The following is a 12,789-nucleotide window of genomic DNA, read 5'->3' on the forward strand; positions in this document are numbered from 1 at the left end:
CTGTCGCTGACCGCCCCATAGAATAATGATTAAATTTTGTCCACAATTAAGTCTCTCACTAAATTTATACGACTTCTTCTATTTTATAAAGGAAGATATAGCAAATACAATTAAAATTAAATACAAATTCAAAAAAGATAAAGCAAGAGCAAGCGATCCTTTTGTTTTATTTTTTAAGCATCGTCTCAACCCAACAATAAAAGACTCCGAAGAGTCTAAATTCTTATTCATAGAGAAAAATATTGGAACAGAAATAATTGCAGAAAAATAAAATAACAAATTAAATAAAATTCTGTGTCATCTGACATGTAGGTAGCTCTCCTCTAAAACACCCCCTGCGGCAGGCATAAACACTATGACATATCGGGCGCTTATGGCCGTACCGCGACACTCGCAGCTCAACCAGAAGCCACTGCCCCATCGCCCCAGCATGGCCGCAACAGGCTACAACTCATGGCTGTAAACGATAAATCCGCTATGTCTGGCCAACTTGTCGTAGAGCGCACGGCCGACTGCATTGGTTGCTTGCGTTTGCCAGTAGACGCGGCTCGCGCCAGCCAGCGTGGCTTGCTCGTAGACGTTGTTAATGAGGGCCTTGCCAATTCCGAGCTTGCGCCGTGTGGGGGCTGTGAAAAGATCCTGCAGGTAGCAGACCGGGCCAAGTCTGGTGGTGCTGCGGTGAAGCAGGTAATGAGCCAGGCCGACCACTTCTTCTTCATGTTCCGCGACTACCGCAAAAACTGGCTCGACGGGATTGAAGAAGCGTCCCCAGGTTGTCTCGGTAATTTCTCTGGCCAGTGCGGTAGTCCCTGCCCGTCCGTAGAAAGCGTTATAGCCGTCCCAGAGCGAGAGCCACTGATCAAAGTCTTTGGGTTGAATGGCTCTTACCACGACACCAGCTACAACGGCACTTTCAGGCATAGGACAGACTTTCTTGGCATGTGTCAGATTGATATTCGATTGCCTTTGCCGGTAGAGCCGGCTCTGCTCGGCCCACCGCGGCCGTTCACGACTACACCCTCTGCCGATCTCTCAGCACCTGGTAGCCCACCAAAGCCAAGCATGAGCCTAATAGCAAGTAGATCGCTCCCGCCGCGACGTCCCCAATCGCCGGCGTAAAAAGCTCGGCAAGCAAGAGCGAGATCCCACATATTGCCTTGCAGCTGGTTCCTTCTGCATGGACAGCACCGCGTATCAAAATGGCGCTTCCATTCGCAATACCCAACACACCCAGAATCAAAATACACCAACCAAAGACTGTCGCCTCACGATGCATGTCTGTCCTTCGAAGATTCTGATGGAAGGGTAATTGCTGCTGAGTGTAGCTGGTAGCACTAAAGGACAGCTATTGGCCGAATGAAACGGCAGCGCACAAGCCCAAAGAGACATTGGTTAGCGAAGGCAGATGGCACTTTTTCAGACCTCTGCCAAATTTCTTAAGGATTGAGCCAATAATCAAGTGCTCTCCATAACAACCGAGGCCTTGGATGTCACCACTTTGGCTCTTTGCGCTCGCCACCTTTTTTGGCTACTTAGCCTACGACGCATTTCAGTTTCGCCATTCGGCGAATCATCGGGTTTGGGCGGTTCCCCCCGTGTCAGGCAGAGCTGTGGGCGCCGACCCCTTGTCGGTACGAGAACAAGGGACTTCGCGCTCTCACAAGTACACCGGGGCGGAAGGCATTCCAGGCTTGCACTGGGTCTTCTTGATGATGGCTTTGGCATGTGCCGTTGCGGGTGCTTATTTCTGGATATTTGATTGAAGCAGTGCTAGTCCACTGCCTCATCTGTGGGCAGCCCGCTGCGCCTGGCCCAGCTCACAGCCGTCCCCATATTGCCGCTGACACAAGCTTGCGTTAGCCTGCGGGCTCCACCATTGCTCAGGAGCCTGCCATGTCCCGTCGTTTGGTTCTTTCTGCCAGCACCGCCCTTGCGGCTGCCGCACTGATTGTTGGTTGCGGCGCCATGGGGGTGTCGGGCGGCAACCCCATGAGCTTCTTTATCACAAGCGCCAACCCCGGCAAGGGCGGCGACCTGGGCGGGCTGTCCGGGGCCGACCGCTACTGCCAGTCGCTGGCCGCAAGCGTGGGCGCAGGCAACAAGACCTGGCGCGCCTACCTGAGCAATGCGGCGCTGAATGGCCAACCGGCTGTCAATGCGCGCGACCGCATCGGCAACGGCCCGTGGCGCAACGCCAAGGGCATGGTCATTGCCACCAGCGTGGCCGACCTGCACAGCGCCAATGCCAAGGTCGGCAAGGACACCTCGCTGACTGAAAAGGGCGAAATCGTCTCGGGCTTTGGAGATGAGGTCAACCGCCACGACATCCTCACCGGCTCGCGCCCTGACGGCACACTGGCCGTGCCCGAGCCCGGCAAGGACACCACCTGCGGCAACTGGACCAAGAGCGACGGCGGCTCTGCCATCGTTGGCCACCACGACCACAAGGGTACCAACCCCGACCCTGTGGCCAATGCCTCGTGGAACTCGTCGCACGGCACGCGCGGCTGCAGCGTTGAGCAGTTGCAGCAGAGCGGCAGCGCCGGGCTGATGTACTGCTTTGCGACCAACTGACCGATGTGACAGGGCGGGCATCGGCCCGCCCAATTCTTAGCAAGTCTTAGGCCTAGACTGTTATTGCTCCTGCTTCAGCCTCACCTGCACCGCATCGGACTGAAGTGCCGCCTTCAACTCGCGATAGCGCTGCAGCACCAAAGTCACAAAATCGTTTTCATGCCGGTCTACAGACAGCCAAGGGTGCAGCGCTGTCGCACCAGTTTGCTTGGCATCAGGCGTAAACAATGGGTCATCAGTGAGATACACCCAAAACGGCCACATCTCCTCAACGTCATCTGAGGCAGGCAATTGAGGTGCTGCTTGTATCAGTGCCTCCCCCAAGCCTTTTGCGGCTTCCTTGTCAAAGCTCGGGATATGCAGGCCCCAGTAAAAATTCTCCTCATCAGCAAAGCCAAAATACCACTCGAAGCGCAAAGTAACGTCTGGGCTACTTGTGAAAGGCAAAGCGAAATACGCCTTTCTTTTATGAGGAGATTCTGTGTTGATGCCCCATTGGGGCTTAACCCCTTCTTCAACGAAACGCTTATTGAGTTGTTCTTTCAACAGCTCTAACCGACTCGATTGCCACTGCAGCAGGGTATCGCGCAGCAATAGCGCTTGCGCTAAAGCCTGAGGGCTATTGTTGAAGGCTTGAGCAACATGTGCCAACTCTTTCTCGTCTACATAACCCATCGTTTCCTCCTCCAGCATGTCAATAAAGTCCTCTACAAACCAGCGCACTTTGGATGCCTGAATCTTCGGTACGCATTGCCTAAACATCTGGAGCATCTGTGACCAAGAAACACATACCAAATGCCCCTGGTTGGTCAACTCTGTACGCTCAGCAAGCGATATGCTTTGCACGCCAGGTGCCCCGCGCCCCAAGTACACCAATAGCCAAGGCCTTCCCTTTGCCAACTGAGACAAGTGCTTTGCGTAGTCGGCTAATTGGCCTTCCTCATCTACGGATGAATACCAAGGCTTGTTTTCAATCGCCAACATGCCGTTTGGCGCTTGCAAGTGAACGCACAAATCGATGTATCTACGCTTATCCAACGAGCTAGTGGAATGCTCTGTTTCCACATTGCCGACAACGCTTTGACGAAGCCAAGCACTGTTCGGCCGTGGCATATCTGCAGCCTCGCCGTCGCCTGCCCTAAGGTCTTGCTCTGTTGCAGCCGCTTTATCATCTTCACCGTCAACAGACAGCAAATGTTGCTTGCCCTGGGCATCGAGCACCAGGTCTACCCACGCATCCCAAAACAAACTGCCTTGGCCATGTGTTTCGTTGGGATCCAGTAACAGTGCAAGGTGACGCGACACATCCACTTCATGACTACGGTACACGCTAAAGGGCGAAAAATCGGGTGCCAACTGTGCAGCCATGAGTTGTTGGGCTTGCTGCCAGCCAGCCTGCCGGGCTTGCAGATTGCCCAGCAGGGCTTTCAAAGCATCCACACCTGGCAGAGTTGATAAGTGATGGGTTGGTGTCGCGCTCACGTATGCCTCCCTCAGACAAGCAGCATGCGTTTGTGCTGCTGCCTTTGACTATTTGAATAGCTAACTGCGCCTGATTTTCTTGACTTTCAGATAGAAAACAACCTGAAACTCAACAAATGCTGGCGCCTACAGCTATGAATTTTAGAACAACGTCAGATCGCTCTATTCTCTAGCGAGCAGATTCAATCTCAATGCCTTGTCTTATTTATATGGCAGGCGCCCCCACCTATTCCGACATCGTGCCGCAGGAAGGACAGATGCAGGAGATATGGGGTGTCATCTCCAGCTGCATCAAACGCTTTGCAAGATGTAATTTGCCCTGATGGCACGCGCGGCTGCAGCGTCGACCAGCTCAAACAGAGCGGCAGCGCCGGGCTGATGTACTGCTTTGCGACCAACTGATCGGGATGAAGGCGCGGGCCTCGGCCCGCCCCAGTTGATCGCAAGCAAGCGCCGTCCCTGAGCGCCCCTGACGATTCAGTGCTCACCGCCACCCTACTTTGCCTGGTCATCGAATCGGTGCTCAGCGAAGCCAACGTCTGCAATCGACAAGCTGGCATCTGATGAGGTGATGCTCGGTCCACTATCCATGAAGTGATCTTGCTCATATAATTAGCCACCATATTATATTTTGGCTAACTAATGAAGCTTGAACAGAAGTACCAGGCGCTAATTGAAGAAGCACAACGACGCAAACTTCCTGATGTGGACGGCATCCGGCTGTGTTTTCAAGTGCTGTCGATGGCTGCAAACATCGACCGCGACTGCGCTGCTTTGCTGGCCCCTCATGGTTTGTCTGAGGGGCGCTTTGTGCTGTTGTTCCTTCTCGATGTGGCGCCTGACGGACTCGCACCCAACGCGCTGGCCGAGCAAGCTGGCGTGACCCGCGCCACGGTGACCGGTCTATTAGACGGACTGGAGCGCGAGGGTCTGATTGAACGTCACGCCAACGCCGAAGACCGCCGCGCACTTTGCATTCGGCTGACCTCAAAAGGAAAACAACTTGCCGGTACCGTTATCGACCAGCATGGTCGGTGGATTGCAGGCTTGTTTGGCAACCTGTCTGCACATGAGCGAAAGCAGCTGGCAGCGTTGCTGGAGAAAGTACGAGGCCCTGAATCGGACGTTGAATCATGAGGGATCAAGTCCGCAAGGGTGCGACACGCACCATTGACATCCCTCGGGACGTTCTGCATGCGCTATCGCGCGGGGAGTTGCAATGCGCGACGCTGGCTGAATGCCTGGCAGTCGACCAGGCCGTACTGGCACGAACACTCTTTCCGGCACTTACGGCTCAAGCACTGAGCACGATCGATGAAGCCTGCCAACTGGGCGTGCTCAAACGCATGGCCCGTATCGGCTCAGTCTTGCTGGATGCCCTGGGTACTGAGGGCATCGCACAATGCCAAACGCACCGCGCCGATATGGCACGAGGCTGGGCATGTTTCATGATCGGTGCCCGGCCTAACCTGGATCTCGGTGTACGGCTGGCCGCAATGCGCCCGTTGGCAGACGATGCCCATTTTGGTGTGCGTGAATGGGCTTGGATGGCAATGCGGCCGCACCTGGTGCAAGACCTGGCTGCGGCTATCGCTCAGCTGATGCCATGGACACAAGATCCTTCTGAACGTGTCCGACGATTCGCGTGCGAGGTTTTGCGTCCCCGCGGTGTGTGGAGCACGCATATCTCACAGCTCAAACGCTCGCCCGAGCAAGCACTGCCTTTGCTCTCAGCTTTGAAGAGCGACCCTTCGGTCTACGTGCAGGATTCGGTCGCCAATTGGCTCAATGATGCCGCCAAGGACCAGCCAAGCTGGGTGCGTGATATCTGCGCCCAATGGCTTCAAAGCACCCAAGCTGCCGCCACACATCGTATATGTCAACGCGCACTGCGCAATCTCAAGTGAAAGTGGAACCATGTCTCATTACCTTGTAGAGCTCTACACCCCCAATTCGGCTTGGCTCGCACTGTCCGCCGAACAAAGGCAACATTTTCTTGGCGGCATCGGACTCGCATTGAATCAACTCTCCAGCCTCGGTGTCGAAGTCCTCTCCCTGGCAGAAACGGACTCCAGCATTGACCAGGGAACCGCGCATACATTCCTTGGTATTTGGCGCTTTCCTGACCAGGCCGCTCGTGACGCCCTGCTGGCGGGCATCAAAGCCAGCGGCTGGTACGACTACTTTGACCATGTGAATGCAGCCAGCACTCAAGGGGCGGCGGATATTCACTTGGCTGCTCTAGCTGCCGCGTAGCTCAGTCTTTCGGACAATGCCGCTGTGCTCTGGTAATACATGCGGCTAGTCATTTCTAGCGCCCGCTGATGCCCACTAATGCCCGCTAATGGCCGCCCGCCACAGTCACCACTGCGGGCTGGCCAGCTTTCGGCACAGCACATGCAACTCAACATGGCCCCCCGGATTCGCACAGAACCGGGTGCAGGATCGAGTGGAAAGCATGCGACATCAACGTGGATTCATGACACCTGAGTCGCATCAATCGCTACACTGTACATATGCACAGTCATCGTCTCATGAGTGGTATGCCCGTCCAACTGATTGCGTCCCCGGTTACTTTGCCGCTGGCTGATCGCAGCGCACGCGCAGGCTCGCCCGCGAATGACTTCGCTGGCAAGCGACTGGATATTACTGACCTGCTGGTCACGCACCCCAAAGCCACGTTCCTGCTGCGCGTGACCGGCCCGTCCATGCAGGAACACGGCATCGATGACGGCGATATCGTCGTGGTGGACAGGGAGTTGCGTGCTCGCGATGGGAGCATCGTCGTGGCGGTTGTCGAGCGCGAACTCGTCATCAGAGCGCTGGACAGCGATGGCGACACTTGCAAGCTCAGGGCAGGCGCCCCCACCTACCCCGACATCGTGCCGCCAGAAGGACAGACGCTGGAAATCTGGGGTGTCGTCACCAGTTGCATCAAGCGCTTTGCAAAATGAATACATGCGCGCGCCAGCACAACACAGGCTGCCGTTGAAATCTGATTAGCGCCCCAAAAAAAGCACCTGCTAACGAAGAAAGGCAATGTAGTTCTCTACATTGCCTTTCTCTTTGGTTTATTACAGTTGTCCAACATCGCACTGCGGGCCGGGGTTAATTTTTTAGTAACTAATTTTTACAGATAATGCTTTGCATGCATTTTCTGCCTGCCTTGGCTGCCGCAGCATTTTTGCTGCCAGCCACAGCTATGAATCAAGCCATAGCGCAGCCCATCTATCGCTGCGGCAATACCTATTCTCAAGAGGCATGCAAAGGCGGCAAAGTGGTGGAAGACAAAACCACCACCCTGCACAGCGGGCATTCAGGCAGCACCGTTTATCTGTGCAAAGGCCATGGCGGCGGGCTTTTCTGGAGCAGCGCGCAATGCGGCCAGCACAACGCTTTTCTCGAACGTACTGAAACCGTGCCCTCCGGCCTGCCATGGGATCAAAAGGTCGCCCAGGCCGAAGCCCAATGGCGCAAGACCCAACGCAATACCGCTGCCCCTGCGGTTGTCTACCAAAACCGCCCTGCCCAGCCTGCCGAGCCCGGCAAAAAACAAGTCTGTGATGCACTGGAAGAACGCGTCAAAGCGTTGGACAGCATGGGACGTGCAGGCAGCCAGTATTACGACCTGGATTGGGTGCGAAGGGAGCGCAAGATCGCGAGAGATGAGCAGTTCCGACTAAGGTGTTAATTATTTTTCTACTTGGAGGAGATAGATATGAAAATCAAATCTGTAACAATAAATAGATTTAGAGGGTACAGTTCACCCGTATCAATCGACTTCGATAATCTTTTAGTTTTCGTTGGGAAAAATGATATAGGAAAATCTACAATCCTTGAAGCGCTAGATATTTTCTTTAATGAAGGAAAAGGGTGCGTCAAAATAGACAAAGATGACATAAATAAAAAATGCCTTTCAGAAGGAAACTCTGATATTGAAATATCAGTTGAATTCACAAATCTTCCGGCACAAATATATATTGATACAACTAACCCTACAACACTGAAGGATGAATATCTTTTATCAAAAAATGGAACACTTAAGGTTCTAAAACGTTACCCTAATGCAGGAAAAGAGAAGGTCTTTATAGAGGCACTGCACCCGACCAATACTGCATGTAAAGACCTGCTTTTCAAGAAAATTTCAGAACTACAAAAGATAGTTGACACTCAAGAATTTGCCTGCGCAGACAAGACAAAGAATGCTGAGCTAAGAAAGGCCATTTGGGGTGCACAGAGTGACCTAGAGCTAAAATCCTGCGAAATTGAAATCGCAAAGATTGAATCCAAAGATCTGTGGGATAAGTTAAAGGCATATATGCCGCTTTTCACTTTATTCCAATCTGATCGAAAAAATAGTGACGGCGATGGTGAAATTCAAGACCCTATGAAGCTTGCTGTCAGAGAAATTCTAAGCGACAAATCTATAAGAGATGATTTTGAAAGAATTTCCAATCTAGTCAAGCAGCGATTAGAGGACGTGGCAGAAAGGACTCGCGAAAAATTGAGCGAAATGAATCCGACTATCGCTTCAACACTAGACCCTCAATTACCCGACTCTCAAGATTTAAAGTGGACTGATGTCTTCAAAAGCGTTTCCATTACCGCAGATGAAGGAATACCTATAAATAAGCGAGGCAGTGGCGTTAAGAGATTGATATTAATTAGTTTCTTCCGAGCAGAAGCAGAAAGACGTCATCAAGAATCAAAGCTTCCCAGCATTATTTATGCTATTGAAGAACCAGAGACGGCACAACACCCCGATCATCAAAGAGCACTTCTCGATGCTTTAGTAAAACTATCAAAAACCGGTAATACTCAAGTAATACTAACAACTCATAGTCCAGAGATTGTAAAACAATTAAGGTTTGAAGACCTATTGATAATATCTGACCAACAAGATAACAGAATACAAAAAATAAGGGAGCATGAGCTGCCATATCCGAGCCTCAATGAAGTGAACTTCTCTACCTTCGGTGAAGCCAGTCAAGAGTATCACAATGAACTTTACGGACACATTGAGGCTATTGGAAAACTACAAGATTATAAAATTGGTAAACAGCAAATTCCTTATATAAAGATATATAAAGGCAACCCACAAAACACAACCACTACTTTAACTGAGTACATACGCCATCAAATCCATCATCCAGAAAATACTTTAAACGTGAGGTTTAATAGTGATCAACTTTCCGAATCAATTGAGCATATGCGCAACTTCATTCAGGCAAACCGATGATCACGCCATTCAATCACTAAACGTTGCTATACGCACCTTCCTCTTGTTAGGGCCTCGCAAGAGGTGGAGCGTAAGAACTCCTAAGATCACGCGGAAGAACCACATCCGATAACTGGCGGTTTTTTTGTGCCCTGACATTGCACGCCAGCACTCTTGCAGACGCTTGATTTATGGCCGGGAGGGCGACGAATACAAGACCCGCAAGGGGAAAAAGTCCGCAGGGCAATACCGACGCGTCGCAGCACAGCCGCTATCTGCTGAACCTGAACTACGACAGCCAGGGCCGCTCTACCCAGCCCCATGCCCAGCCAATTGCCCTGGCCATGCAAAAAGCCCCTCGCAGGGGCTTTTGTTCAGTCCTCTGACTTGGAAGGCCAGAACATCTCTCGCACTTCGGGTGCGTAGTACGGCAAGGCAAGCACTGCGCCAAATAGTGCAAAGCCCAAGGCCGATGTCGCGTTCCCCAGGCCGGACAGCACAAGCGGTGGGCTGAAACAGGCGACGACCCAGGTCGCAGCAGAAGACCACAGGGTAAACCGGGGTGCCCATGCTCTGAACCGCAGCAGGCCGTAGAAGGAAATGAGGCCGAGCACCACCAGCACCGAGAGCGCCAGCAAGAAAATCCAGTCCGTGGGGCCGACCTCTGACTGCATCAAAAGGCTCTGGGAAAGATCGGTCAGCTCATGGGGCACCAGATCGAAGCCATATTCCGCCAGCATTCCGAATAACGGGATGCCCAGCGAAGCAATCACCAATGCGCGATAAGTCGATTTGCCCATACCCTCTCCAAGTTGCTATGGGTGAATCGTACTACCGCCCTTCCCGCCCTACCTGTTCTTAATGATCTGCACCGCGGATGCGGCAGCCCATGTGGCACCGGCGAGGAGCCGGAAAGCGCCCCATATGCCCAGGATCGCGCCCGTGCAAGGCATGCTGCGCATAAGCTTGGCTAGTATGCTTTTGATAGCTGCAAGCGCTTGATTGGCATGTGCCAGAGCCGGGTTCTATTGAATTTCAGGCCTTTTCTTGGCCATCAAAAAAACCGCTCGAATACCTACTTCTGGGTGTTGCATCAGTTGCCCCGGAGTGTGAGTATGGGCTTGGCAATCGTTCGGATTGCGTGGCAACCCCACAGGCGCTGGCGCGCAAGGAGGCTGAAAATGTTCATGCACATTCTGATTCCTACGGACGGCTCGAAACTCTCCGAAGCCGCGCTGCGCGCCGGCATGCAGCTGGCCAAGGAGCAAGACTCCCAGGTGACGGTGCTGTATGTGATGCCGGACTATGCCGCCTTGATGTACAGCGGCGAGGCGATGATGACCTACAACACCAACGACCTGAACAAGGACGCCGAGAGAACGGCCGACAGGGTGTTGCAGGAGGTGCAGGACATTGCCAGGGCCGAGGGGGTGTATTGCAAGACTGCGCGAGCCATGAATGCCTCGGTGCACAAGGCCATCATCCGGCAGGCCGAGGAAAGCCACTGCGACCTGATCTGCATGGCATCGCACGGCCGCAAGGGCATTGCCGGCATTTTGCTGGGCAGCGAAACCCAGCGCGTGCTGGTGAACAGCCACATTCCGGTGCTGGTGCACAGGCCTGTGGTCAAAGAGTAAAACTGCTCACCACCCGCGGATAGCTGCGATCAAGCCGCCCAAGCCTGTGGCGGTGATGCCCAATGCGGCCAGCACATAGGCCACTGCGATGCTGCGCGCATGGCGTTCTGCCGCTGCGACATTCAATGGTGCGATGACGGTCACTTTGGAAAGCATCATCAGCGCTCTGATCCTTGGGCTTTCAAGGGTTGGGAACGAAAGCCTCAGGCGGTCTGAACGCCTGGGGCTTTCGCCTTTTCTGGGGGCTTGGTCAGTGGGTCGCCAGCAGTTGCCTGTCCACCTGTACCTGCCCTATCAAGGCATTGACCTGCGCGTCTCGGCATTCGACCAGGCTGACCAGCACTCCAACCACGCCCGCGCTTGAAGCAGCAGGGCTGGCGCCACTCCCAAGCCATGTCGCAGTACCAGTTGGGGCACTTGTGCGGGCATTCAAACGGAGCGCCATCGTGCAGGCGCCGGGCAGGACGGCGCACGAAAAGGTCTTGGTAAAAATAAGATTTTTCTTATTTTTCAGCATAGCCATTGATTACATACTTCACGCAGCTTTGACTGGATTTTTAATCGCCTCGGATATTCACTGATAGGATGCCAAATGCCAAATGCCAAATGCCAAATGCCAAATGCCAAATGCCAAATGCCAAATGCCAAATGCCAAATGCCAAATGCGCCGAATAATGTTGTGTTGGCTGGTGGTGGTGGCCTTTATGGGAATCTCGTCTCAGGCAGAGGCGAGGTGTGATGTGATTGAGGGGGGGCGCCAAACGGTGACGTTCGATAGCCCGGGAGAACTAACGGTGCCTCGTGACATCCCGAAAGAGACTCCGATCTTTACTGATAGGAAGTCACTCTTCCCCCAGGGCATCCACTTCGACTGCTACGCCCAAACAAGTCTGTATGGGATCGTCGCCGCCCCTGCACGAGGACCAACTCCAGTAGATTCGTCTTACTTTCCTACCGGCATACCTGGACTGTCGTTTCGAATAAAGATGGTAATCGGGGGCATCCTACCTCCTCCGATCACTGCGTACCCAGTTGGTCAATTTATGATAGCCGGCCCCATGATACTGGAACTTTTCAAGACTTCGGCATTTGAGCCTAGTGGCCAGATTAAAGCAGGCGATATCGGAACCCTAATGCTTGGACCCGATATCCTCGTCACATTGAGACTGGCTCGACCCATAAACTTTACCGTTGGCTCCTGCGAGAGTCCGGACGTGAACGTTGACATGGGGGATGACTATATTTCGTCTGATTTTGATGGTCCATACTCCCGTACCAGACCGGTCTCCTTCAGCCTGAAAATAAATAAATGTCCGCCAGGACTCAACAAGATCAACTACACGTTTGTTCCGTTGACACCAATCATTGACCCCAATCAGGGAATTGTCGAGCTTAATAAAGGATCAGATGCCATTGGAATCGGACTTCAAATCAGAGACGGCAATGACAGACCTCTTGCTTTGAATAAGCCCCATACATCTACAGGCTACGACTCCCGCCAAGGTGGTAGTTTTTAGATCCCGCTGAAGGCGAACTATTATCATTATAAAGTATTTAGCGGACCTAAATACAAGCCTGGAACCGCAAATACAGAGCTGATATTCATCATGAGCTACTTGTAAGCTACCGGCTCCAAGATTTGAAGTCCTTCAGGGCTTGAACCGGCGACCGAGCTCCACCTGGGCAAAAAACGCGCTGGCCAGCTTCAATATCTCGTTGGCCCGGCGCAGTTCCTTGACTCGCGCTCCAGTTCCTTCCTGCGCTGAAGCTCGCCGGTCGCTGTGCCTTCGCGTACGCAGGCATCGACCTCGGCACGTCGCAGTACCAGTTGGGGCACTTGTGCGGGCATTCAAACGGAGTGCCATCGTGCAGGCGCCG

14 protein-coding genes and 1 pseudogene are annotated in these 12,789 nt (G+C 53.1%); 9 read left to right on the forward strand and 6 right to left on the reverse strand.

Translation table 11 applies throughout. The features are described from left to right. Positions 1–444: 444 nt before the first annotated feature. The gene (locus MPZ60_RS14280) at positions 445–921 is read right to left on the reverse strand and encodes an N-acetyltransferase (protein WP_034354065.1); all 477 of its coding nucleotides are present in this window, start codon (positions 919–921) and stop codon (positions 445–447) included. Positions 922–1,893: 972 nt separating this feature from the next. Between MPZ60_RS14280 and MPZ60_RS14285 the strand changes: the two genes are divergently transcribed. Continuing rightward, a complete protein-coding gene (locus MPZ60_RS14285) occupies positions 1,894–2,574 on the forward strand; it encodes a hypothetical protein (protein WP_034354072.1) in 681 nt (226 codons plus the stop codon). Between the two features lie 60 nt (positions 2,575–2,634). Here the strand turns inward: MPZ60_RS14285 and MPZ60_RS14290 are convergent, their stop codons facing one another. Further along, a complete protein-coding gene (locus tag MPZ60_RS14290; protein WP_131324644.1) occupies positions 2,635–4,056 on the reverse strand; it encodes a PD-(D/E)XK nuclease family protein in 1,422 nt (473 codons plus the stop codon). A 642-nt stretch (positions 4,057–4,698) separates the two neighbouring features. Here MPZ60_RS14290 and MPZ60_RS14295 point away from each other — a divergent pair. The 6 genes from MPZ60_RS14295 to MPZ60_RS14320 all read left to right on the forward strand — a co-directional run bounded on the left by MPZ60_RS14295 (position 4,699) and on the right by MPZ60_RS14320 (position 9,295). Next, entirely contained in the window at positions 4,699–5,193 is a 495-nt protein-coding gene (locus tag MPZ60_RS14295; RefSeq protein ID WP_034354075.1) for a MarR family winged helix-turn-helix transcriptional regulator, read from the forward strand. Beyond that, on the forward strand, positions 5,190–5,963 hold the full coding sequence (locus MPZ60_RS14300) for a DNA alkylation repair protein (RefSeq protein WP_034354078.1): 774 nt from the start codon (positions 5,190–5,192) through the stop codon (positions 5,961–5,963). Before MPZ60_RS14295 ends, MPZ60_RS14300 begins: the two co-directional genes overlap by 4 nt. Positions 5,964–5,973: 10 nt before the next feature. Further along, complete coding sequence (locus MPZ60_RS14305) at positions 5,974–6,312, forward strand: DUF6616 family protein (protein WP_003062340.1); 339 nt, start codon at positions 5,974–5,976, stop codon at positions 6,310–6,312. 287 nt (positions 6,313–6,599) lie between these two features. Next, a complete protein-coding gene (locus MPZ60_RS14310) occupies positions 6,600–7,010 on the forward strand; it encodes a LexA family transcriptional regulator (RefSeq protein WP_080746094.1) in 411 nt (136 codons plus the stop codon). A 248-nt stretch (positions 7,011–7,258) separates the two neighbouring features. Then, positions 7,259–7,747, forward strand: coding sequence for a hypothetical protein (locus MPZ60_RS14315; protein ID WP_242607034.1), 489 nt, complete (start codon positions 7,259–7,261; stop codon positions 7,745–7,747). Between the two features lie 27 nt (positions 7,748–7,774). Then, a complete protein-coding gene (locus MPZ60_RS14320; RefSeq protein ID WP_080746095.1) occupies positions 7,775–9,295 on the forward strand; it encodes an ATP-binding protein in 1,521 nt (506 codons plus the stop codon). Positions 9,296–9,648: 353 nt separating this feature from the next. Here MPZ60_RS14320 and MPZ60_RS14325 read toward each other — a convergent pair whose 3' ends face one another. Next, complete coding sequence (locus MPZ60_RS14325; RefSeq protein WP_034354087.1) at positions 9,649–10,074, reverse strand: hypothetical protein; 426 nt, start codon at positions 10,072–10,074, stop codon at positions 9,649–9,651. 381 nt (positions 10,075–10,455) lie between these two features. Between MPZ60_RS14325 and MPZ60_RS14330 the strand changes: the two genes are divergently transcribed. Continuing rightward, positions 10,456–10,911: a universal stress protein gene (locus MPZ60_RS14330; RefSeq protein ID WP_034354090.1), complete on the forward strand. Its 456-nt coding sequence runs from the start codon at positions 10,456–10,458 to the stop codon at positions 10,909–10,911. Between the two features lie 6 nt (positions 10,912–10,917). On the opposite strand, the gene MPZ60_RS14335 is transcribed toward MPZ60_RS14330, so the two are convergent. Continuing rightward, positions 10,918–11,070, reverse strand: a complete 153-nt coding sequence (locus MPZ60_RS14335; protein ID WP_165571701.1) for a hypothetical protein — start codon at positions 11,068–11,070, stop codon at positions 10,918–10,920. A 91-nt stretch (positions 11,071–11,161) separates the two neighbouring features. Beyond that, on the reverse strand, positions 11,162–11,434 hold the full coding sequence (locus tag MPZ60_RS25245; protein WP_034385024.1) for a hypothetical protein: 273 nt from the start codon (positions 11,432–11,434) through the stop codon (positions 11,162–11,164). Positions 11,435–11,969: 535 nt separating this feature from the next. On the opposite strand from MPZ60_RS25245, the gene MPZ60_RS14345 reads away from it, so the two are divergent. Then, the gene (locus MPZ60_RS14345) at positions 11,970–12,428 is read left to right on the forward strand and encodes a fimbrial protein (RefSeq protein ID WP_242607035.1); all 459 of its coding nucleotides are present in this window, start codon (positions 11,970–11,972) and stop codon (positions 12,426–12,428) included. Positions 12,429–12,552: 124 nt separating this feature from the next. On the opposite strand, the pseudogene MPZ60_RS14350 reads toward MPZ60_RS14345, so the two are convergent. Then, positions 12,553–12,748, reverse strand: a pseudogene (locus MPZ60_RS14350) (IS3 family transposase); the annotation flags it as partial. Positions 12,749–12,789 lie beyond the last annotated feature (41 nt).

Source organism: Comamonas sp. 7D-2, from assembly GCF_022749555.1.
GTDB lineage: Bacteria > Pseudomonadota > Gammaproteobacteria > Burkholderiales > Burkholderiaceae_C > Comamonas > Comamonas thiooxydans.